Origin of the sequence: Paenarthrobacter sp. A20, assembly GCF_024168825.1 — a bacterium.
GTDB lineage: Bacteria > Actinomycetota > Actinomycetes > Actinomycetales > Micrococcaceae > Arthrobacter.
In genome coordinates this window covers 3339726-3360575 of record NZ_JALJWH010000001.1, presented here as the reverse complement: position 1 = coordinate 3360575, position 20850 = coordinate 3339726, and the positions used below count along the sequence as shown (strand labels likewise).

Sequence of the window (20850 nt, the reverse complement as noted above, 5' to 3'; positions counted from 1 at the left end):
TGTCCAGACCAGATTCCAACCGGATTTCCACGTCATGTTGTCCTCAGCATGCCGGTCCATGAAGAGGTGCGGGCCAACCCTCCACAGGAATGCAGCCTGCTAGCCTCTCCTCATGCGCACAACGTCGGCACGAGCCAAAGCCACCGCCAGCGGACAGCGCGTACTGATCCTGTCCGCTGGCGTGGGATCAGGGCATAACAGCGCTGCGGCGGCGGTGCAGCAAGCATGTGCCGCCCGCGATGACATCGCCGAGGTGCAGGTGCTTGACGTGCTGCAGGTGAGCAGCGTTCTCTACCGCGCCCTGCTGGGCAAGGGCTACTTCGTCCTCGTGGAGGATTTACCTTGGCTGGTCGAGTGGGGCTATGACATCAGCAACCCGCCGTTCCGGCGTCGTGGCCCGATCGACCCCTGGACGCGGGCGAATGCCGGCCCTGTTGTCAGTGCCATCAAGCGGTTCCGGCCCACCGCGATTGTCTGCACGCATTTCCTCCCCGCTCAGCTGTTGGCCTCACTGCTTCTTCGCGGCGTGGTTGATGCGCGGACAGCTGTGGTGACCACCGACTATGACTTCCAGGGCCTGTCGCTCACAGGCGCGTTCCATAAGATCTTCGTGGCAAGGGAAGAGGGAAAGGTGGAGCTCACGGCGCTCGGCCTTCCCGCCGACCGCGTCTGTGCTTCTGGAATTCCGATCGGCAAACAGCTCATTCCAGCGCCCGTGCGCAATGCCAACAAGCCGCCGATGCTACTGATCTCGGCGGGCGCGACCGGTGGCGACTACGCTGTCTCGGTGGTGCGGCAGACGATGCATATGCGCTCCGCGTTTACAGCCACAGTCGTGTGCGGACACAACGATGCGCTCCGGCAGCGCATCGAGACGCTCGTCGCGTCGGCTGGCGACCGCTACAGCGTGCTCGGATTCACCTCGGAAATGCCGCAGCTGCTGCAGCGCGCGGACCTGTTCGTGGGCAAGCCGGGTGGGCTCTCGGCGTCGGAGTGCATGGCCGCAGGGCTCCCCATGGTGCTTGTGAACCCGATCCCTGGTCAGGAGGTCCGCAACGGCGATTACCTCATGGAGCAGGGGGCGGCCGTCCGATGCAACGCAGCGGCAACCATCGGCTGGAAAATCGATGGGGTGCTGCGCGAACCCGGCCGTTTACAGAAGATGCAGGCGGCGGCGCAGAGAACAAGTCGCCCCGATGCCGCGGCCGACGTACTTAGCGAGCTCCTGGGCGGGCCGTCCCGTCCGCTGGTGGTAACGCGTGCGGCGCAAAGGACGATTCTTGCCGCCAGCGAGCAGCGCTTCGTCGCGACCGATCTCACGGGGCCGTCGTCCTTGGTCCGCTTGATCGACCAAGCCTCGGGCAGCACGGTTGCACTGCTGCAAGAGGAGGAGTTGGCGGATCTGCAGAAGCGCTACACGACTCCGGACGGGGACTTGGTGCTGCGCCCAGGCCGGGCGTCCCTGCTTCTCCATTGGGAGGAACGTCGGCTGGTACGCGCTATGCTGCGGGGCGAGGACGCGCTGCCTGTCCGTGTCGAGGGGCCCTTGGCGACGTTCCGCGATCTTCCCGGATAACCGGCCGAACCACCCCGACTACATCAGGCCGGCTTGCCGTCTGAAATATCTTCCTGGTCAATCAGACCCTCCGTACGTCGCAATCTGACGGCGTTTTCCCAGCTGTCCGGGCTTTGTTGGCTGGCTTGCAGGGCCCACTCCCCCGAGCGGGCAGACCAGCGCCGTGTGGTCGTATCGCGCTGCAGTGTGGGGCCCGCATCCAAATCGACCCGCACAGTGGTCTCCGCGCCAGGCTCCAGGGTCACTTTCCGGAAGCCCAGGAGCTGGGCCACCGGCCTGCGGAGGGACACATCTGCAGCGTAGACCTGAACAACGGTGGAGCCTTTGCGGTTGCCATTGTTCGCTACGTGCACGTTCGCGTTGCCGCCAGAGTCGTCCAACGTGTGGTCAAGGAGTCGGTGCTCGATGGTTGTATAGCCCAGGCCGAATCCAAACGGGTACGCGGGCCTGTGGCCCTGGCCGTCGAGCCTGCGCTGACCCCATTGGTTGTCATAGACAACGGACTTTGCCGTGGAGTCGAAGAATGGCAGATGTGCGGTGTCCGTTGGCAGCACGAAAGGCAGCCGTCCGCCGGGCTCCTCGCTGCCGGTCAGCACGCTCGCGAGCGCGCGGCCGCCCTCCATACCGCCGTACCAGGCAAAGAGGAGCGCTGGCACGCGGTCACGCCATGTTTCAGTGAGGATGGCGCTGCCGCTGACCAGCACGACGACGGTCCTGGGGTTCGCGGTGACGACCAGGTGGATAAGCCGCTCGTCAGAGGGACGGAGGTTAAGCGAGCTGCGGTCCCCGCCCCGGACGAACCGGGAGGCCAGGTGCGCGAGTCCGATGAGCAACCGTCGGAGGGGCCCTGAGCGGAATTCCCGACCGAGCACGCCCACGTCGACGCCTCCGGTGACGACGGATTCGCCCTCGTCGTGTTGGTCCAGGCCTACGACGACGATCGCTGTCTCCGCCGCGGCAGCCAACGAGGCCGCACGGCGTTCGTCCCGACCGTTCGTCGTGGTGATCCTGACCCCCGGCAGCGCCTCACGCAGGCCCTGCAGGGGCGAAACAGTGGAGGGCGGCCTTACACGGGATGAGCCATGATCGCCGAGGTTCGCTTGTGCCGCGAGTCGTCCGATCACGGCGAGATGCCGGGTAGCGGGAGCCAACGGCAGCAGCGGCGCCGCGCCGACGGCTTCGTTCTTCAGCAGGACGATAGACTCCGTCGCTACCTCGTGGGCAAGCGCCCGATGTGCCGGAGAGGCGATGACGGCGCGGGTGGGGACCGCCGGTTCCCGGGTCGCGGCGTGCTGCACGCACGTGCGCAGAATGCGGCGTGCGGACTGGAGCATGGTGGAACGGGCCAAGTCACCGTGGTGCAGTGCGGCCGGCAGCGCGCGGGCGCGCAGCAACCGGAGCGGCATCTCCACGTCCATTCCCGCCTCGAGGCTGACGACCGCATTGTGCGTACCGAACACCCAGTCGCTTGTCACGAACCCGGAGAAGCCCCACTCGTGCCTCAAGACGTCCGTGAGCAGGGCCCGATTGACATCCATGTACTCACCCCGCACACGGTTGTACGAACTCATCACGGAGTCTGCACCGGCGTCAACGACCGCTTTGAAGTGCGGCAGATACACCTCGTGCAAGGAGTGTTCGTCCACCGCCACGTCCACCTCAAAGCGCTCGTTCTCCATCGAGTTGAGCGCAAAGTGCTTTACGCACGCCATCGTATTTACCCGCACACCTTGGGTGAGGGCCGATCCCATACGGGCAGTGAGCACCGGATCCTCCCCGTAGCACTCCTGCGCCCTGCCCCACGCTGGGTGGCGAAGCAGGTTTACACAGACCGAGGCCGAGTAGTTCGCTCCGCGCGCCCTGGTTTCCAGACCGATCGCGACGCCGACGCGTTCTTCCAGCGATGGATCCCAGGTCGCTGCCCGCGCAATGGTCACCGGGAATGCCGTAGAGGCGCCGATCACTACGCCGCGGCCACCGTCGCTGAACCGAATGCCCGGTATTCCGAGCCTCGAAACCGCCCCGGCCACGAACGGCACCCTGTCCAGCAGTATCGGGATGAACGGGAGCACCAATCTGGGCGAGTCGCCATCGAGCAGCCCGAGGATCTCCCTATCCGTCATCATGGTGATCAGCTGGTTCGCCGCTTCATCCGCGGTGAGCTCACCCGTCCGGACTGCCCGGACGGCATCGACGTAGGGGCTGCTCTCTGCCGGCATCGTATCCGTCGAATCCAACTCTCGCGTTCGCGCTGCCCGCACCAATCTCCGTACACTGACGCCCGCATTAGTCTTCATGCCTAAGTCTGCACCCTGTTAATCCGCGTAGTGGGCGTGGCCGTTACGCGCCTGTGCCGGTCGTGTACTCGTCGGCCCGTCCGGCACCCGCCGAAGTGGCGGAATGGGGATGGCTCCGCACGTCACTGGTATCCAGAATCTCTGGTCCGATCCTCTGTGTAAGGGTGCTGTATCCATCGCGCCGCGGTCTTAGAGCAACCTCTTGCGACATATTCATGGAATTTCTTGACCCACAGTGACGGGCCTGTCATCGTATGAGCATGAACAACCTGTTGGACAGCTGGACAGTTGGTCAGGGGCCCGTGGTGAGAGTGGGGGCCGCTGAGGGTGTTCTGGCCGCTTTGCGGTCCGCCATAGAGTCCGGGCAAATCCCTGTCGGGACAAAATTGGAAGCTGAAGCGGCCCTCGCCCAGCGGTTCGGGGTGTCCCGGACCATGGTGCGCGAGGCGCTGAGATCGTTGTCATCATTGGGCCTAACAGCGACGCATACAGGCAAGGGCACGTTCGTAGTTGCCGACCGAGCCGTAAAAGACCTGCGGTTGGGGAAGTATTCGGCACAGCAGCTGCTGGAGGCCCGTCCCCACATCGAGATCCCGGCCGCGGGACTCGCGGCGCAGCGCCGAACTATCGAAGAACTCGATCGCCTGCGGGAGATTCTGGAAGCGATGGAACATGAGGAAGAACTGTCCCAGTGGGTGGTTCTGAACTCGGAGTTCCATGCCAGTATCGCCCGCGCCAGCGGCAACGGAGTGTTCGCGACGATGCAGGAGGACATCGATGACGCGATGGCGAAACAGTCGAACACCTTGAACCAGGTCGTGGATCGCCGTAAGGAATCCGGGGCCGAACATGCAGCAATTTTCGCCGCGATTGAACGCGGATCGGCCGATGATGCAACGCGTGCAATGGAGCTTCATTTGCAGGGCGTGGAAGTCGCCCTTGAGTCGGTCACCGTCACGGATATTCCCAATCTGTAGCCAGGCGCCCGCCCGCTAAGCCAGGGCACCTCTACCGGCTTCATATCCACCCAAGACAACGTTTGTACTGCACGTTCGCGCCGGTACAAAGGGTGATCTTTCACACCCGAAATATGTGTTTGCCTGGCACAGCGCAGTGCCAGGCATCCGATAACCGGAGGAATTCCCGTCATGAAGAACAAGAAGAAACCAACGTTGTGGATCCTGGCGGCACTGCTGCTGGGCATAATCAGTGGACTTATCGGGCACTGGCTGTTACCGGACGGTCCCCGGGAAGCCGCGGTGTCGACCAACGTTCTGGGCAACGCCATCGCCACCGCCGTCATCGGCCGCCACCACGACACCGCATCCACCAGTCAAACGATCCCACCTGCAGTACCAGACTCCGGGCTCTCCCCAAGCCCGGCGGCACAAATCCCAGTGCACTGATCACCATTAGTAACCTCTGACTGCAGCGAAAGCCCGGCTATGACTAGCACCGCCAATACGTATGCACCCCGGACCAGTGTCGAACGCATCAAAGCCCATATCATCAACTACCTCGACCGACACGGCGCCAGCCCGATCACCGACATAACGAATGCCGTACCCGCCTGCCGCGACACCATCAGAACCCGCCTGGCTGAACTTGAACAGGAAGGCAGTGTCCAAGTGGACATCCCAGCGGGCCAACGATGGGGGTCGACTCCCTACTATTCCCTCACCGCTCTTCCGACAAAAGAACACAAACCATTACAACCACCGCGAATAGCCGTGACCGTCTACATCAGTGACGCATCCGACGGTCGGCTGGGCTTGGCGTTCGACGACTACCCAGGCCTCACCAGTACGGCCCGCAGCTTCGTCGACATCCCCAATGCGGCCCGAACAGCAGCAGCCCGCCACACCCACCTCCCTGCAGAAATCTTCACAATCCTCATCCGCTTCTAGCACCAGCGCCATGCGCTGCCAACCACCACGCCACGGAACCGCCAGAACGCAGTTCCGCCTTGCGCTTCCATGCGTCACTGCCCAGGAGCGGGTGGGGGCGACGCCCGGGACGTCAGGCCCGACGCCGAGTGAGGCCCTCCCCGGCTTTCGTGCCTTCCTGAATCGGGCATGCGGTGGCACGATGCCTTCATGACCAACAACGACCCGGGAAAACCCTTCGCTGCTGCACCTCAGCTTTCTGTGGAGCCGATCATCCAGCAGATCCATCTACCTGCGGGAATAGCCGGGGCTGATGAGCTGGACTTTGACGTGCGTTCCTTTCTTGTGGGGGACGCGTCCGGGGTGGTGCTGATCGACGCCGGGCTTGAGGGCAGCGCACCTGCGATAGAACAAGCGCTGGGACGGCTCGGAGCGGAATGGAAGGACATCACGGATCTCGTACTGACCCACTCGCATCCAGACCATGTCGGCGGGTTGGCGGAGGTGGCATTAAAAGCGCCCGAGGCCGCCATCTGGGCCGGAGCGTCGGACATCCCCCAAATCGCTTCAGATGCACCAATCCGCCCGCTCTCGGACGGGGACCATGTCCACGGAATGCGGATACTACAGACGCCGGGACACACAGCAGGTCATATCAGTTTGCTCCACGACGATGCAGGCATCCTGTTCGTCGGAGACACAGTAGGCACAATGAAAGGAGCCATGACACGTGGTCCTTCCCAGTTCACAGCGGATGCCGCCGAAGCTGAACTTTCTTTGCTTAAACTCAGCCAGTTACAACCAACAAGAATGCTTTTCTCGCACGGACCCGAGATCCCCGACCCGGTCGCCCAACTCCGCCGGCTAGTCGATCTATCCGAGCAGGGCTGAATCGGGTGGGCGAACGCGACGCCCCCAGAGATCAAGCAACACTGAGGCGTCATGTAGTCATGGCCACTGACTCGCATGAGTAGATGATGGCCGACGGAAGAACAACAACGACCTACCGGACGCACCAAGGAGGCGACGCGCGGCGCCAGGCATACCCCGCGGCCAGTGTCAGACGAACCTGACCACCCAAAATGTACACACGCTGCCGACAGGGTTTGCGGCCTCAGTGGCCCTTGAAAGCTTCGGCCAGCCACCAAGCGCCGCCATCAGACGCGATCCTGGCATCGATGACCATCGGGGTCTCGCGGGGACCCGACAACCACTCGTTCACTCTGGACAGGTCTTCTGGTCGTCGAACCGTGAGGGCCGCCGCGGCGTATCCGGCCGCGATTGAGGCGATGTCGGTGGTTGGAAACCGAACCACCTCAAGTTTTGAATCGTCCGCGTCAAAGTGGTGGACCTCGGCCCCGTATGCGGAATCGTTGTAGACAATGACCACCAGCGGGATGCGTTCGCGTACCGCTGTCTCCAACTCTGAAATAGCCATGAGGAAGCCACCATCCCCGTTCCCAGGGCCGGTAGTCGGTCTAGCCTGGCAAATGCCGCCCCAAGAGAGGTGGCTGCATCCGGACCGTCCGCTTGCCCCCAGCGCGGCGCTGCTCGCCGAGAAGCTCCGGGAAGTCGGCGGCGAGATGGTTCGTGACCTTGCAGGAAACAACGTCGCAACCCGCGGCGCCACGGACACCCCGCGGCCTTCCTGGCTCCGCTGATGTTTGGCACCGACAAGCTTCCAAGCAGCGCTGATGATCTTTTGACTTACGGCGAATCGCCACTTCGTGGTTTTTCGTCGTCATCCTCCCCGATCGCCCTTTGTTGGCGTAGAAGAGCCCGTAGCTCCTCCAGCAGTTCCAGCTGTTGGCTGTTGATGGCCATGAGCCGGTCGATCTCCGTCTTGGCCTGCACGTCAGTGTCGTAGTCGTGCTGGGCCATGGCTGCCGCTATGGCGTCCTGCCTTTTCGCGGCGATGAGCAGGATGGCGCCCTGGAGGCCTGCCAACATGGACAGGAAGAGATTCAGCAGGATGAACGGGTAAGGGTCCCAGGCATCCTCGGCCAGCAGGTATGAATTCACGGCAGCCCAGACCAGCATCACCAGGACGAAAGATCCAACAAAAATCCAGCTGCCCATGCCATTGCGGAGGTAGTCTGCTGCACGCTCACCCCTGCTCAGGCCAGCCTTGTGCTGACCGTGCCAAGTACTCTCCCGCTCACTCATGAGCACAGACTAAGGACACGGGACCTGGGTGGGAGCCTGCTACTGCTGCGTCCACACCCAGTCCCTGATGTCGGGAAGATCCTCGAAGTGCTCGCGGATGTAGCGGTAGTGGGCGTCCAATTGCGTCCTGCAAAGCTCCAGCAGGTGGTCTGCCCCCGCAAATTGCCCACTGGCGCGCCGTAACGCTTCCATCACCAGGTGGTAACGGCTGACCTTGTTCAGGACCACCATGTCGAAGGGTGTGGTGGTGGTGCCTTGCTCGTTGTAACCGCGAACATGGAACCGCTCAGGATGAGGTCGGCCGTGCAGGAGTTGATGCAGGGCCCTCGCGTATCCATGCCACGCCATCACCACGTCCACGTCAGGAGTGAAGAGTTCTTCGAACTTGTCGCCCGCCAGCCCATGTGGATGGACCTCTGGAGGTGGCAAGACCATGGCATCCATCACGTTGACCACCCGGACGCACATGTCCGGGACGTGCTTCTTGAGGAGCCAGGCTGCCGCCAAGGTCTCCTGCGTGGGCACATCTCCGGCACATGCCAGGACAATGTCCGGGGCGATGCCCGCTGAGGTCCCTGGTATTTCATTTCCAGCCCAATCCCAGGTGGATGCGCCCACGGCTGCATGCTCCCGTGCCTCTTCGAGCGTCAGGTATTGCGGATGTTCCTGCTTGTCGATCACCACCAGGTTCACGTAGTCCTTGCTGTGCAGCATATGTTCCGCGGTGACCAGCAAGGTGTTGGCATCAGGAGGGAAGTAGACACGGATGACGGTGCTGGACAGGGACAGAACCGTGTCGATGAGGCCAGGACCTTGATGGCTGAACCCATTGTGATCATTCCGCCAACACGTAGAGGTCAGCAGGATGTTCAGGCTCGGCACGGGCTGCCGCCACTCCAGCTCCCGTGAATGCTGCAGCCATTTGGCGTGCTGAATGGTCATGGAAGCACTCACCATGGCAAATGCCTCGTAGCTCGCGAAGAGTCCGTGCCGGCCCGTCAGCACGTACCCTTCCAGCCACCCTTGGCAGAGGTGTTCGGACAGGACTTCCATCACGCGTCCGCTGGCGGAAACATGATCGTCCGCGAGCGCGGCCTCCGTGGAGGCGGCTGGTTCGAGGAGGCACCGGTCAGTGGCTTCGAAGACTGCGCCGAGCCTGTTGCTGTTGGTTTCGTCCGGGCAGAAGAGGCGGAATCTGGGGTCATCGGCGGTATCGATGTAGATATCCCGCAGCATCTCCCCCAACGGTTTGGTGCTCTGGTGCATCACGCCCCCGCGGGGAACAGCCTCTATGGCGTAACGATCGAGCCTGGGGATCACCAGGTCGGTACTTTCCATTCCGCGGCTGGCGGGCAGTGCGCCCATGCGGAGATCGCCTGTTGGGGCGAGTTGTGCGAGCTCGGGGATAAGGCGCCCGTCGTCGTCGAAGAGTTCTTCCGGCCGGTAGGAACGCATCCACGTTTCAAGTTGCTTCAGATGGTCCGGGTTTTCCCTGACTCCGGCCAGTGGGACTTGGTGGGAGCGGTGGGTTCCCTCGACAGGCTTTCCGTCTACTGTCGCCGGTCCTGTCCATCCCTTGGGGGTGCGCAGGATGATGGCGGGCCATCGTGCGGGTCCGGTGACTCCCTCCGTGCGGGCGTGGGACTGGATGGCGCGGATGGATGCGTAGGCCGAGTCCACTGCTGAGGCCAGGGCAGGGTGGACGAGCGCGGGGTCATCGCCGGAGACGATGACTGGATCCCAGCCGTGCGCTTCGAGCAATGACGCCACGTCCATGTTCGACCGCCTGCCCAGCACGGTGGGGCCGGAGATCTTATGCCCGTTGAGGTGCAGGATGGGAAGTACCGCCCCGTCCCTGAGGGGGTTGATGAACGAGGGCGCCTTCCAGGAGCCCTCGAGTGGACCGGTTTCTGCCTCTCCGTCACCGACGACGCAGGCAACGATCAGGCCCGGATTGTCCATGGCCGCGCCGGTGGCGTGCATGAGGGAATAGCCCAGTTCGCCGCCCTCATGGATGGAGCCGGGCGTGGCCGGGCCGACGTGGCTGGCGATGCCTCGCGGCGTCGAAAACTGCCGGACCAGTTTCCGGAGCCCTTTCAGGTCTTGGCCAACGGTCGGGTATACCTCCGAGTAGCTGCCTTCCAGATAGGTATTGGCGACGACGGCGGGACCTCCGTGGCCTGGGCCCGTCACCATGAGGACTTCCGCACTGGTGCGACGAATGAGGCGGTTAAGGTGTGCGTAGATCAGCGATAAGCCCGGGCTGGTACCCCAGTGGCCCAAGAGCCTGGGCTTGATGTGCTCTACTTGCAGCGGCTCCCGGAGCAGGGCGTTCTCCTGCAGATAGATCTGTGCCACGGTCAGGTAGTTGGCCGCGGACCAATACCGGTGCAGGAGGTCAAAGTTCCCGGCGTCCGGCACGGTGTCTGTGGCGGTCCTTTTCTCATCCAGGCTCATGTCGCGATCAACCTTCCATAGGGGGCATGGCGAGCAAGGCCGCCGTCGATTCTGCAATGGCGCGTTCTTCGTCACTTGGTACTACGAGCACCGGGAATGCCGAATTTGTGCTGCTGATTTTGCGAGTGCCCTCCTGGACGGACGTATTCAGGTCCTCATCAAGCCCAAGCCCCAGTGGTCCCAACCAGGCGACCACCCTGGCCCTGAACAGCGCAGAGTTCTCACCCACGCCGCCGGTGAACACCAGGGCGTCAGGCCGGCCAACCACCATGGAGTAGGCAGCTATGTACTTGGCGAGACGATAGGCGGCCATGTCCAGGGCGAGGATCGCCCCAGGTTCTCCTTGGCGGGCAGCAGCGCCAACGTCCCGCATGTCAGCAGTTCCAGCCAGCGCCAACAAGCCCGAGCGGTGGTTGAGGATGCCATCAACTTCTTCGGCAGTGGCACCGCCATGCTGCATCAACAAGACGATGGAAGGATCCAGGTCTCCCGACCGCGTCCCCATGACCAGGCCCTCCAAGGGGGTCATTCCCATGGAGGTGTCCACGCTGAGCCCGTTCCTGACGGCGGTGACGGATGCGCCGTTGCCAACGTGGGCCACTATCGCAGTCAAAGGCGCCACGTCGAGAAACTCTGCTGTGTCACGGCAGGCCATCTCCACCGAGATGCCGTGAAATCCATAGCGCCTCACTGGATGGACACGGTAGGCGTCTTCCGGAATGGCATAGCGGGCGGCGAAGTCCGGAATGGTGCGATGGAACGCCGTGTCAAAGACGGCTACCTGCGGAAGATCGGGCCAACGTTGGCCGGCGGCGTCAATACAAGCGACACTGGCGGGGTTGTGGAGAGGCGCCAAAGGACTTAGCCCTTCAATCGCCGCTGTCACGTCAGCCGTGATAAGCACCGGTGTTCCGAACCAGACGCCGCCGTGGACGACGCGGTGTCCAATAGCCTCCGGATGCACGGCTCCGAGGCGCTTCATGGTGTCATTCAGCTCTTCAAAGGCAGTGTGCAGGCGGGTCGCGCTGGAACGCTCGTCCGGTGGCCAGTGAACCTGTCCGGAAGCAAGAAGGGCAGCAGCCGGGTTGGTAGCTGCCGTGTCACGCAGGTGGTACTTCAGCGATGAGGACCCGGGATTCAGCACAAGAACACGCATGTTCTCCTCTCACTTCCGCGGGGAAGGCTACGGTCGAGGCCTCTCCTCTGGACCCTAATGCACTGAGCCGTTCAGTGGGAGGGCCTTCCGGCCCTTGCGACGAAAGGCCGTCCCGCCGATAGTGGAGACCACCACCGTTGGTAATCCGGAGGGAACGTCGGTTCGTGAAGATGCAGATTCTGGTTGCCCTTGACGGCTCACGGGCTGGCTCGCCTGTGGCTGACTGGGCTGGGGCCCGCGCGGATTCCCTTGATCTTGGCCTGGCCCTGGTCCACGTGGTTCCCGGGGAGTGGGCTTACCCCCGCGAGAACGACCATCACCTGGCCCTAAGCCGCGCTGAGGATCTGCTCAACAGCGAAGCGCAACGGCTGGCGGCAGCCTTTCCCAACGTGGGCGTGACGACTCAGCGGTTGTCTGGCGAACCTGCCGCAACGATTGCTTCCTTGTCACCTGCCTACTCGATGGTGGTGCTGGGCACGGACCGCGGACCCGGCACGGAAGGACAGGGATACGGTTCGGTCAGTTTCCAGGTTGCTGTGACCAGCAAGTGCGACGTCGCCGTCGTCCCGGTGCTTGCACCTCACCAGCGTTCGGGCGTAGTGGTTGGCGTTGACGGCTCCGCTGAGTCAGTCGATGCCCTGGATCAAGGGGCCACGGAAGCCCAACGTTTGGATGATGAATTGATGATTGTCCATGCGACAGGGCCCGACGTTGGGCTTGCCGAGGGTGGGAATGTCCTTGACGCGGCTGTCCAGCGGGTCAACCACAAGTTCCCGTCCGTCGTCGTGAAGGAAGTCCTGGATACCACCCGTAGCCCCGGAGAGGCTCTGATAGCTGCTGCAAGGGAAGCACAGCTGCTGGTCATGGGCTGCAAAGGGCGGGGAGGTTTGAGCGTGCTGCTGGGCTCCGTTGCCCAGCATGTGCTCCTGCATGTGCAGTGCCCCACCCTCCTGACCCGACCCTAGCCAGAGGTGCCGGGCGGGACAACGCGAGTTTCGCCGTCGTGAACGTCAGAGGCGGTCGGATCCAGCGGCGGCCACCACTTGGACGGAGGCGCAATGACAAACCGGCGACCACTGATCTCCGTTGGCGTGACCCTGACCAGGACGTCCTTGGCCCCGGGCTGCCATGGAGAAAGGCCGGCTTCCACTGCCTCCTGGATGTCTTCAGGCTGGGTCACGAACTCCGGGCTTCCTTTGAGGATGACACTCCAGGCGACGGTCCCATAACGGTTGAACCCATCGGCTTCCAGCGCAATCACCGCCCCTTCCCGCAGGGCGTCGAGCTTGGTCCCCGGTCCGGTCCTGAACAGAACAGTTCCATAGTTCGGGACGAAGTTCACCGGAAAGATCTCCGGTACCTCGCCGTTGATGAGGGCGATCCTGCCGATGGACACCGATTGAAGGTACTTCCAGCAATCGTGGACGCTGAGTTCCTTGGTGTCCTGATCCGTCGATGTGTTCTCCATTGGCCGAGCCTATCCCCTCCGGCTATCCCCATATAGGGCAGAAGGTCCCGCCCTACCGTGCCCTTCGACCCTAGACGCGGGCAGTTCCCCGGTGGAGTCTGTCATCGAACAGGCATTCCCGCATTGGAGAAAAGATGCCCCCTGGGAACACATCCCCCGCCTCGCTGTCCGCGACCCCGGGCGCCGAGGGCCTGAGCTCGAAGGCCGCCGGCGATTTGTTGCGACGAAGCGGACCAAACGTTCTGCCCACCGCCAAGAACGTCCCCCAATGGCGAAAACTGCTCGGGGAACTGACGCACTTCTTCGCCCTGATGCTGTGGGTTGCAGCGGCACTCGCCTACGTGGCAGGCATGCCACAGCTGGGCATAGCCATCATCATCGTGGTGATCGTCAACGGCGTCTTCGCCCATATTCAGCAGGAACGCGCCCAACACGCAGCCGAACGATTGCAAGGGCTGCTTCCCGCCGACGTCACTGTCCGGCGGGATGGGCGGCTTCAGAGCGTGCACGCGAGTGCTTTGGTACCCGGAGATGTGGTGGTCCTGACCGCAGGAGACAGGTTGCCGGCAGACGTGCAGTTCATCTCCGCATCAGCATGCAGCATCGATGAATCCATGCTCACCGGAGAGAGTGAGGCCGTACCCAAAACCGCGACGGACACAGCGTGGGGCGGAACGTTCCTGGTCAATGGCCAAGCCGAAGGGCTGGTGACCGCCACCGGTGCCAACACCAAGCTGGCAGCCATAGCAGCGCTGACCAGCGGCACCAAAGCTCCGCCAACACCTTTGACCATGGAGCTGCGCAGAATAGTCCGCTTGGTTGCCACCGTGGCGCTCGCCGTCGCCGGGTTGTTCTTTGTGGTTTCGCTCCTCGTCGGAATTGTGTGGCGTGATTCCTTCCTGTTTGCCATTGGGGTTGCGGTTGCGCTCATCCCCGAGGGCTTACTGCCAACGGTTACTTTGTCCCTCGCCATGGGCGCACAGCGCATGGCATCCAGAAACGCACTGGTCCGCAACCTTGAAGCGGTGGAGACGCTCGGTTCCACGACCTTCATTTGCACCGACAAGACCGGCACGCTGACGCAAAACCGGATGAACGCCGTCGAGGTCTTCACGTTAAAAGGGCCGCTCCATATCAGCGGCGACGGCTACGCACCCGAGGCCCGGGTGGAAGGGCCGGGACATCCCGACGCCCTCCGGGTGGCCTGTGCAGCCCGGGCCGCTTCGCAGGGGCGCGCAGTGCTCCACGGCGACGAATGGGTAGCGAGCGGGGATCCCATGGAAGCTGCGATCGATGTTCTGGCGCGACGCCTGTTGGGGAGTCCACCAAGGGAACTTCAGCCAGCGGTAAGGTTCGCCTTCGACGCCGACCGTAGGAGGGAGTCTGTGATGGTGGGCAATACCCTCTACTTGAAGGGAGCTCCTGAATCCGTCCTTCCCCTCTGCGGAGTCGAAGCCGCCCAACTGTTCGAAGCAGTGGAAACCATGGCTGCCAAAGGCCTGCGCGTCATTGCCGTCGCCACGAGGGAACTGCCTGGAGCAGCCGGCAGTTGGCGCGACCGGCCCGCGGACGAGGCTGAGCGGGACCTCGAAGGACTAGGCCTCATTGGCCTCCACGACCCACCCCGGCCGGACGTCGCCAACGTCATCACCACGGCCAGGCGCGCAGGAATCCGTATTGCGATGATCACCGGCGACCACCCCTCCACAGCAGCGGCGATTGCTCGGGAAATTGGCCTGCTGGGGCACCCGGACCTGGTCTTCCAAGGCGCGGACCTCCCCCATGACGAACAGGTTCTTGGGGCCCTCCTGGACCGTGATGGGGTGGTGGTGAGCCGGGTTTCTCCTGAACAGAAACTGAGGGTGGCCAAAGCCTTGCAGAGCCGCGGGCACGTTGTTGCCATGACCGGCGACGGCGTCAATGACGGTCCCGCGTTGCGTCAAGCCGATATCGGCGTGGCCATGGGACTCAGCGGCACCGATGTGGCCCGTGAGGCCGCAGACCTTGTGCTCCTGGATGATCATTTCGCCACCATCGTCGCCGCCATAGAACAGGGCCGGGCCACCTATTCAAATATTCACCGGTTCCTCACGTACCACCTGACTGACAATGTCGCTGAACTCACGCCCTTCGTGATTTGGGCACTGTCCGGTGGTCAATTCCCCTTGGCCCTCGGCGTCCTCCAAATACTGGCCTTGGACATCGGAACCGACCTGCTTCCCGCGCTGGCGCTCGGGGCGGAGCCACCAGGTAAACGCGTGTTGAGCCGGCCTCCCGAAAAGCGGCATCTCCTGGATCGGCAACTCATGCTGAGGGTGTTTGCGGTCATGGGTCCCACCGAGGCGTTGTTCGCCATGGGTGCTTTCTCTGTGGTGCTCTTTGGCAGTGGTTGGGGCCGTGGGGATCCGTTGGACCCGGGAGTGCTGATGGGCGCGTCCGGATCTGCGTTCACGGCGGTGGTCCTTGGCCAGTTGGCAACTGCCTTCGCTTGCCGCAGTGCTACGGCTCCTGCGTGGAAGCAGGGATGGTTCACCAACAAGTTGCTGCTGTGGGCCGTTGGGGTGGAACTGGCGGCGTTGGCACTGTTCCTCTACCTACCTCCTGTTGCGGGCATCCTGGGCCAGGCTCCTCCTCCGCTCCCTGGCTTTGCCGTTGCGCTCCTGGCGATTCCCGGCGTGCTCGGCGCGGACTGGCTCTACAAACGGCTGCGCCACGGAGGGGCCCTCCCCCATTGATGCAGCTCGCCGGATCCGTGCCCTTCGACCCTAGTGGGGCGGCCAGGTGGACGGCAGGCTGGTCCCATGAATACACAATCGCGCTCTGATCGGATCGTTGTCGGCGTCGATGGATCCGAATATTCCTCCAACACCTTGCAGATGGCCGGTCGCATGGCAGCTGCGTTGGGAGGCCCCCTGGAGGTGATCACCTGTATTGGAATGTCCGACTACTTCATGGCTTCCCGCTTCGAGCCCGAACTGACACGCTTCACCACGGAATTGGAAGACACCGCCAAGCGGCTGGTCGATGAGGCCGTGGAACGAGCCTTCGGTGCAGACCGCCCCAAGGATCTAACGGTGACGGTCAAGTTCGGCGAACCAGCCAAGGTCCTCGTCGAAGAAAGCCACGGGGCACAACTACTCGTGGTGGGGAGGCGGGGCTCCGGCGGTTTCCTCAATCAGCCCATTGGATCCGTCAGCCGGGCCTGCTCGGCCCATGCGCAGTGCCCCGTCCTGGTGGTCAGTCAGGATAAAAAGGGCTAGCACTACCTCTGTGCTTGGACAGCGGTGATGGCCACGGTATTGATGATGTCTTCTATCGTTGATCCCCTGGACAGGTCGTTGATGGGTTTCCGGAGCCCCTGAAGGATGGGCCCGACGGCGACAGCACCAGAAGACTGCTCCACGGCCTTATAGGTGTTGTTGCCTGTGTTCAGGTCAGGGAAGATGAACACTGTCGCCCTTCCCGCGACGGCTGAGGACGGCAACTTTGAACTCGCGATGGCCGCATCCACCGCGGCGTCGTACTGGATGGGCCCATCCACCGCAAGGTCCGGCCGGGCAGCCGCCACCATTTCCGTGGCACGCCTGACCTTGTCCACCGCCGACCCGGCGCCGGATACGCCAGTGGAATACGACAACATAGCCACCCTGGGCTCGACGCCGAACTGCCCCGCCGTCGTCGCCGATGCCAGCGCGATGTCTGCCAGTTGCCGGTCCGTGGGATCGGGCACCACGGCGCAATCCCCGTACACCAGCACGCGGTCCGGAAACAGCATGAAGAACACCGAGGACACCAGCCCGTTGCCCTGCTGGCTCTTCATGAACTCCAACGCCGGCCGGATGGTGTTGGCTGTGGTGTGCGCCGCTCCGGAGACCATCCCATCGGCCTCTCCCAGGTGGACCATCATGGTGCCAAAGTAGGCGCCATCGAGCATGACCTCCCTGGCCAGTTCCAGGATCACGCCCTTGTGGGCGCGCAACCGCTGATATTCCAACGCGAATCGATCACGTAATGGCGAGTGGGCGGGGTCGATGATCGTGATGCCGGCTACTTCGATACCTTCGGCATGGGCAAGCTCCCGAACCGCCGACGGGTTCCCAAGAAGCGTCACGCGGCACACATCCCTGCGACGCAGAATCTCCGCCGCACGCAATACCCGGCTATCCGTTCCCTCAGCCAGAACGATGCGCTTCTTCTGCTGGCGGGCGCGTTCAACGAGGTCATTGAGGAAGCGCAATGGCGTCATGGTTGCCGGACGCGGCAGCGCCAGACGTTCCAGCAACTCTGTTTCGTCGATCGAGCGGGCCCACACTCCCAACGCTGCAGCGAGCCGGCGGCTTTCCCCGGAGTGGATCTCGCTGCGGACGCGCGAGACCCGTCGAGCCGTAGTGTAGGTATCCGCAGTTTCAGCGAAGACAGGGAATGGCGCATGTGCCACCAAAGGCAAAACGTAGCTGGCAGGGACAAGGCCATCGGTCAGGATGACTCCGGACGGCGTGGGCAGCTCCGGTGACAAGGCCGAGGCCATGCAGGCCAGGACAATATCAGTGCGATCCCCGGGAACAATCACCAGGTTCCCTGGCTCCAGTACCCGCAGGAAGTTCTCCGCGTTCATAGCGGCCACCTGCACGCTGCCCACGTCCCGGTCCAGCTCTGCACTGCCCGAGAGCCGTTCAAGAGACAACGACATCGCCACATCGGCCACGGTGGGCGCCGATATCTCAGGAACCTCGGGAATCACATAGCTTGGCAGGCTTCCCGTAGCTGCCCTAACAGCTCCCCGGACTGTGTCGATGCCCGCTGGCCGGGCGCGGTTGACCACGACGGACAACACCGTGCATCTGGCTGCCTCGAGCTGCCGTGATGCCTCGGCCACAGCCTGGGTGGTCTCCCGCGGGGTCAGGCCCTGGGCCCCGATGACAGCAAGAACCGGCAAACCGAGATTGGTGGCCAGTTGGGCGTTCAGGTCGAACTCCCTCCCGGCGTCCGCGCCCTTCAGGTCCGAACCGTCCACCACAACCACGTCACATTCCTCCGCGATGCGTCCATACTCCTCGAGTGCCCGGGAAGAAACCTCGTCCTCGCGGCCTGCCGCCAGTGCTTCCCGGGCGTCCGCCAACGTCATTCCGCCCCTGCAGCGGACTGACTCCATTTTGTACCGCCTGCGAAGCATCCTGAGGAGCGGGTCGTTGGCCGGATCTGTTCCGTTCACGATTGGCCGGTAGAAACCCAGACGGCCTGTTCTGCGGTGCAACGCGTCAGCCAAGCCCAGGACCACGAGTGACTTCCCGGCTTCCGGTGCAACGGACAGAACATAAACGCCTTGGACCATGGTGTATCCCTCCGGGCCGGTCATCCGATGCTTCACAGGTTCCACCCCGCAGGCCGTCCACACCAGAGGCAAAGGTCACGATGGCTGTTTCGCCCTCGGGACTTTGGACTCTGTTGGGGGCGGGGAGCCAGCCATAGGCTCGGGAGCATCGAAGCCAACGGTGACGTGGCGATTCGCCAGCAGCCACCCCCACCCAGGAGACAAAGACCCATGGAAACCGACGAACGCCCCGGAACCGTCCTATCCGAAGCCGACTCATGGAAGGTCCTGGAACGCAACCAGCATGGTCGCTTGGCAGTGAGCGTCCTGGGCGAGCCGGACATCTACCCCCTGAATTTCATCGCCCACCAGCAGCGGCTGCTGCTGAGGACGAACCCGGGGACAAAGCTCGCTGAGCTGACCGTCAATGAGAAGGTCGCCTTCGAAGTGGAGGAGATTGTCGACGCCGAAGCCTGGAGTGTTGTCCTTAAGGGGACTGCCAGGGTCATCGAGTCGCAATCGGAGATCGACGAGGCCGACAAACTGCCCCTGAAGCCGTGGATTCCGACGCGCAAATACACCTACGTGGAGATCACTCCCACCCGGGTCCATGGCCGCCACTTTGAACTCGGTGATGAGCCGGAGCGGTATTGACCCCACGGCCCTCCGCAACCTGCACTGACGCGACAGACCGTCCGGGACCCAAGGCCCTGAGGGCATTGAGAATGGTGGCAAGATCCACCAGCTCCTGCAGCAGCGCCCCGGCGACAGCCGGAATCATGCCGAGCGAGGCCATCACCATCAGGCCCAGGCTCAGCAGTATCCCAGTCCAAATGCTGGTCCGCGCGATTCGAAGGGTACGCTGACCGATGCCAACCGCGACCGCGGCCTTGGACAGGTCATCGACCATAATCACCACGTCCGCCGACTCGCTGGCCGCAGTGGCACCTTTGGCACCCATGGCGATGCCGACGTCGGCCGCTGCCAGTACCGGAGCGTCGTTGACGCCGTCGCCAACCATCATCACGGGCCTGAGCGGAAGGGCCGCGACGGCAGTAACTTTGTCAGCAGGCAGGCATTCGGCCATGACGTTGCTGATGCCCGCCTCCGCAGCGATATGTTGGGCTGTCGTTGCGGTGTCTCCGGTCAGGAGCATCGTCTCAGCGACCCCGAGCCTCCGAAGTTCCGTCAGGGTGTCCTTCGCATTTGGGCGTAATGGATCGCTCATGACCAGAGTGCCGGCAAAACCACCATCCACGCCGACGTAAATCCCGAGATGGCCTCCGGGCAGTGCCGTCTTGACGAAGCCGCTCACCAGGGAACCGACGTAGGCAGGTTTTCCGACGACTACGTGGTGGTCTCCGCAGTCGGCCGTGACCCCGTTGGTTGCATGTTCACTCGCGCTCGTTGCCGGTACAAGCGCCAGGCCGCGCGCCCGGGCGGCTGCCATGACTGAAGCCGCCAGGACGTGGGTGGAATACTGCTCAGCGGAGGCGGCCAACTGCAGCAGGGCGTCTTGGGACAATTTCGAGGCCGGGGCTACCCGGATTCCGGCCAGGGAAGGATTGCCTTGGGTGAGGGTCCCGGTCTTGTCGAAGACGGCGGTCTTGACTCTGCTGAGTTGCTCCAGCGTCCCGGCGTTTTTGATGATGATGCCGGCATGTGCGGCCCTGCTGGTCCCCGCAAGGAACGCGACAGGTGCAGCAATCAGCAATGGGCACGGGGTGGCTACCACCAAGACCTCAGCGAACCGTCCCGGATCCTGGCTGAAAAACCAGGCAGCGCCGGCCAGCACCAAGGCGACCAGAGTGAAAGGCACAGCATATTTGTCCGCAAGCCGTACCGTCGGCGCACGGCTTGCAGCGGCTTGCTGAACCAAGGCGACTATTTGGCTGTACTGGGAATCCCCGGCGGTGGCCGTAGCCTTCATACGCACGGCATCGGCCCCGTTGATCGAGCCACTGAGCAGCAGTTCGCCCTTGGTTCGCTCAGCAGGCAGGCTTTCGCCCGTCAACGCTGACTCGTCAAAGATTCCGACGTCGGACAGCAAGCTACCGTCCACCGGAACCAACTCTGACGGCCTGACCAGCAGCACGTCCCCCGGGATCACGGCATCGACCAGGATATCTTCCACGGGCAGGCCGGGACGTTCCCGGTGCGCGTTCCGTGGGGACCGATCCAGGAGTGCACGGAGCTCCTTGGTTGCGCGGCCCTGGGCAAATTGTTCCAGCGCTTCCCCGCCTGTCAGCATCAGCACCACGATCAGGGATGCCAGGTATTCCCCCACCGCAACAGTTGAACAAATGGCCATCACGGCCAGGAGGTCGATGCCCCAGCGTCCGTGCAGGAGCCCTTTAATCATGGTGCCGGCCCGGTAGAGGGCAACACCAAGGGCAAATATGCTCGCCAGCCCTTGGGCTGCGGGTAGGAGTCCGATGGCAGCCAGGACCGCGACGGCGGCGAGCACCACGACTGTCGCTGTCACTAACGGAAAGCGCAAGGCCGAGTGCAGCAGACGTTGTGTCATGTCCGC

17 protein-coding genes and 1 pseudogene are annotated in these 20850 nt (G+C 63.1%); 10 read left to right on the top strand and 8 right to left on the bottom strand.

Translation table 11 applies throughout. From position 1 onward, the window contains the following. Positions 1-112: 112 nt before the first annotated feature. Complete coding sequence (locus tag J3D46_RS15505) at positions 113-1576, top strand: glycosyltransferase (protein ID WP_253468094.1); 1464 nt, start codon at positions 113-115, stop codon at positions 1574-1576. Between the two features lie 23 nt (positions 1577-1599). Here J3D46_RS15505 and J3D46_RS15500 read toward each other — a convergent pair whose 3' ends face one another. Beyond that, complete coding sequence (locus J3D46_RS15500) at positions 1600-3795, bottom strand: glycoside hydrolase family 3 protein (RefSeq protein ID WP_253468093.1); 2196 nt, start codon at positions 3793-3795, stop codon at positions 1600-1602. 338 nt (positions 3796-4133) lie between these two features. Between J3D46_RS15500 and J3D46_RS15495 the strand changes: the two genes are divergently transcribed. From J3D46_RS15495 to J3D46_RS15480, 4 genes are all read left to right on the top strand, one after another. Further along, positions 4134-4850, top strand: a complete 717-nt coding sequence (locus J3D46_RS15495) for a FadR/GntR family transcriptional regulator (protein WP_253468092.1) — start codon at positions 4134-4136, stop codon at positions 4848-4850. Positions 4851-5021: 171 nt separating this feature from the next. After that, positions 5022-5279: a hypothetical protein gene (locus J3D46_RS15490; protein WP_253468091.1), complete on the top strand. Its 258-nt coding sequence runs from the start codon at positions 5022-5024 to the stop codon at positions 5277-5279. Positions 5280-5318: 39 nt separating this feature from the next. Next, positions 5319-5780, top strand: coding sequence for a hypothetical protein (locus J3D46_RS15485; RefSeq protein WP_253468090.1), 462 nt, complete (start codon positions 5319-5321; stop codon positions 5778-5780). A 189-nt stretch (positions 5781-5969) separates the two neighbouring features. Next, positions 5970-6650: an MBL fold metallo-hydrolase gene (locus tag J3D46_RS15480; RefSeq protein WP_253468089.1), complete on the top strand. Its 681-nt coding sequence runs from the start codon at positions 5970-5972 to the stop codon at positions 6648-6650. Between the two features lie 223 nt (positions 6651-6873). Here the strand turns inward: J3D46_RS15480 and J3D46_RS15475 are convergent. Beyond that, positions 6874-7292, bottom strand: a pseudogene (locus tag J3D46_RS15475) (thiamine pyrophosphate-dependent enzyme); the annotation flags it as partial. Here J3D46_RS15475 and J3D46_RS15470 point away from each other — a divergent pair. Beyond that, positions 7250-7420: a hypothetical protein gene (locus J3D46_RS15470; RefSeq protein WP_253469288.1), complete on the top strand. Its 171-nt coding sequence runs from the start codon at positions 7250-7252 to the stop codon at positions 7418-7420. The pseudogene J3D46_RS15475 and the gene J3D46_RS15470 overlap by 43 nt on opposite strands. A gap of 46 nt (positions 7421-7466) precedes the next feature. Here the strand turns inward: J3D46_RS15470 and J3D46_RS15465 are convergent, their stop codons facing one another. Genes J3D46_RS15465 through J3D46_RS15455 form a run of 3 tightly spaced genes read right to left on the bottom strand, consistent with a single transcriptional unit; the run spans position 7467 to position 11538 of the window. Beyond that, a complete protein-coding gene (locus tag J3D46_RS15465; protein ID WP_231340213.1) occupies positions 7467-7925 on the bottom strand; it encodes a DUF1003 domain-containing protein in 459 nt (152 codons plus the stop codon). 39 nt (positions 7926-7964) lie between these two features. Next, complete coding sequence (locus J3D46_RS15460; RefSeq protein ID WP_231340214.1) at positions 7965-10382, bottom strand: phosphoketolase; 2418 nt, start codon at positions 10380-10382, stop codon at positions 7965-7967. A gap of 7 nt (positions 10383-10389) precedes the next feature. Beyond that, a complete protein-coding gene (locus tag J3D46_RS15455; RefSeq protein WP_231340215.1) occupies positions 10390-11538 on the bottom strand; it encodes an acetate/propionate family kinase in 1149 nt (382 codons plus the stop codon). Positions 11539-11708: 170 nt separating this feature from the next. On the opposite strand from J3D46_RS15455, the gene J3D46_RS15450 reads away from it, so the two are divergent. Continuing rightward, the gene (locus tag J3D46_RS15450; RefSeq protein WP_231340228.1) at positions 11709-12503 is read left to right on the top strand and encodes a universal stress protein; all 795 of its coding nucleotides are present in this window, start codon (positions 11709-11711) and stop codon (positions 12501-12503) included. Here the strand turns inward: J3D46_RS15450 and J3D46_RS15445 are convergent. After that, positions 12500-13006, bottom strand: a complete 507-nt coding sequence (locus J3D46_RS15445; RefSeq protein ID WP_231340216.1) for a pyridoxamine 5'-phosphate oxidase family protein — start codon at positions 13004-13006, stop codon at positions 12500-12502. The genes J3D46_RS15450 and J3D46_RS15445 overlap by 4 nt on opposite strands. Before the next feature lie 134 nt (positions 13007-13140). Here J3D46_RS15445 and J3D46_RS15440 point away from each other — a divergent pair, with 134 nt between their 5' ends. Both J3D46_RS15440 and J3D46_RS15435 read left to right on the top strand, forming a co-directional pair. Further along, positions 13141-15741 (top strand): cation-transporting P-type ATPase, encoded by a 2601-nt coding sequence (locus J3D46_RS15440; RefSeq protein ID WP_253468088.1) that lies wholly within the window; start codon positions 13141-13143, stop codon positions 15739-15741. A gap of 66 nt (positions 15742-15807) precedes the next feature. Further along, positions 15808-16266 (top strand): universal stress protein, encoded by a 459-nt coding sequence (locus J3D46_RS15435; protein ID WP_231340218.1) that lies wholly within the window; start codon positions 15808-15810, stop codon positions 16264-16266. Positions 16267-16268: 2 nt separating this feature from the next. Here the strand turns inward: J3D46_RS15435 and pta are convergent, their stop codons facing one another. Then, a complete protein-coding gene (gene pta, locus J3D46_RS15430; protein ID WP_253469232.1) occupies positions 16269-18338 on the bottom strand; it encodes a phosphate acetyltransferase in 2070 nt (689 codons plus the stop codon). A 210-nt stretch (positions 18339-18548) separates the two neighbouring features. Here pta and J3D46_RS15425 point away from each other — a divergent pair, with 210 nt between their 5' ends. Further along, positions 18549-18971: a pyridoxamine 5'-phosphate oxidase family protein gene (locus tag J3D46_RS15425; protein WP_231340219.1), complete on the top strand. Its 423-nt coding sequence runs from the start codon at positions 18549-18551 to the stop codon at positions 18969-18971. On the opposite strand, the gene J3D46_RS15420 is transcribed toward J3D46_RS15425, so the two are convergent. After that, on the bottom strand, positions 18910-20844 hold the full coding sequence (locus J3D46_RS15420; protein WP_253468087.1) for a heavy metal translocating P-type ATPase: 1935 nt from the start codon (positions 20842-20844) through the stop codon (positions 18910-18912). The genes J3D46_RS15425 and J3D46_RS15420 overlap by 62 nt on opposite strands. Positions 20845-20850: the final 6 nt, after the last annotated feature.

Bases quoted from the DNA above. Each gene is read 5' to 3' on its own strand.
- pta (WP_253469232.1), bottom strand. From the start codon at position 18,338: ATGGTCCAAGGCGTTTATGTTCTGTCCGTTGCACCGGAAGCCGGGAAG.
- J3D46_RS15420 (WP_253468087.1), bottom strand. From the start codon at position 20,844: ATGACACAACGTCTGCTGCACTCGGCCTTGCGCTTTCCGTTAGTGACA.
- J3D46_RS15455 (WP_231340215.1), bottom strand. From the start codon at position 11,538: ATGCGTGTTCTTGTGCTGAATCCCGGGTCCTCATCGCTGAAGTACCAC.
- J3D46_RS15450 (WP_231340228.1), top strand. From the start codon at position 11,709: ATGCAGATTCTGGTTGCCCTTGACGGCTCACGGGCTGGCTCGCCTGTG.
- J3D46_RS15495 (WP_253468092.1), top strand. From the start codon at position 4,134: ATGAACAACCTGTTGGACAGCTGGACAGTTGGTCAGGGGCCCGTGGTG.
- J3D46_RS15485 (WP_253468090.1), top strand. From the start codon at position 5,319: ATGACTAGCACCGCCAATACGTATGCACCCCGGACCAGTGTCGAACGC.
- J3D46_RS15445 (WP_231340216.1), bottom strand. From the start codon at position 13,006: ATGGAGAACACATCGACGGATCAGGACACCAAGGAACTCAGCGTCCAC.
- J3D46_RS15440 (WP_253468088.1), top strand. From the start codon at position 13,141: ATGCCCCCTGGGAACACATCCCCCGCCTCGCTGTCCGCGACCCCGGGC.
- J3D46_RS15460 (WP_231340214.1), bottom strand. From the start codon at position 10,382: ATGAGCCTGGATGAGAAAAGGACCGCCACAGACACCGTGCCGGACGCC.
- J3D46_RS15480 (WP_253468089.1), top strand. From the start codon at position 5,970: ATGACCAACAACGACCCGGGAAAACCCTTCGCTGCTGCACCTCAGCTT.
- J3D46_RS15505 (WP_253468094.1), top strand. From the start codon at position 113: ATGCGCACAACGTCGGCACGAGCCAAAGCCACCGCCAGCGGACAGCGC.
- J3D46_RS15425 (WP_231340219.1), top strand. From the start codon at position 18,549: ATGGAAACCGACGAACGCCCCGGAACCGTCCTATCCGAAGCCGACTCA.
- J3D46_RS15470 (WP_253469288.1), top strand. From the start codon at position 7,250: ATGCCGCCCCAAGAGAGGTGGCTGCATCCGGACCGTCCGCTTGCCCCC.
- J3D46_RS15435 (WP_231340218.1), top strand. From the start codon at position 15,808: ATGAATACACAATCGCGCTCTGATCGGATCGTTGTCGGCGTCGATGGA.
- J3D46_RS15465 (WP_231340213.1), bottom strand. From the start codon at position 7,925: ATGAGTGAGCGGGAGAGTACTTGGCACGGTCAGCACAAGGCTGGCCTG.
- J3D46_RS15500 (WP_253468093.1), bottom strand. From the start codon at position 3,795: ATGCCGGCAGAGAGCAGCCCCTACGTCGATGCCGTCCGGGCAGTCCGG.
- J3D46_RS15490 (WP_253468091.1), top strand. From the start codon at position 5,022: ATGAAGAACAAGAAGAAACCAACGTTGTGGATCCTGGCGGCACTGCTG.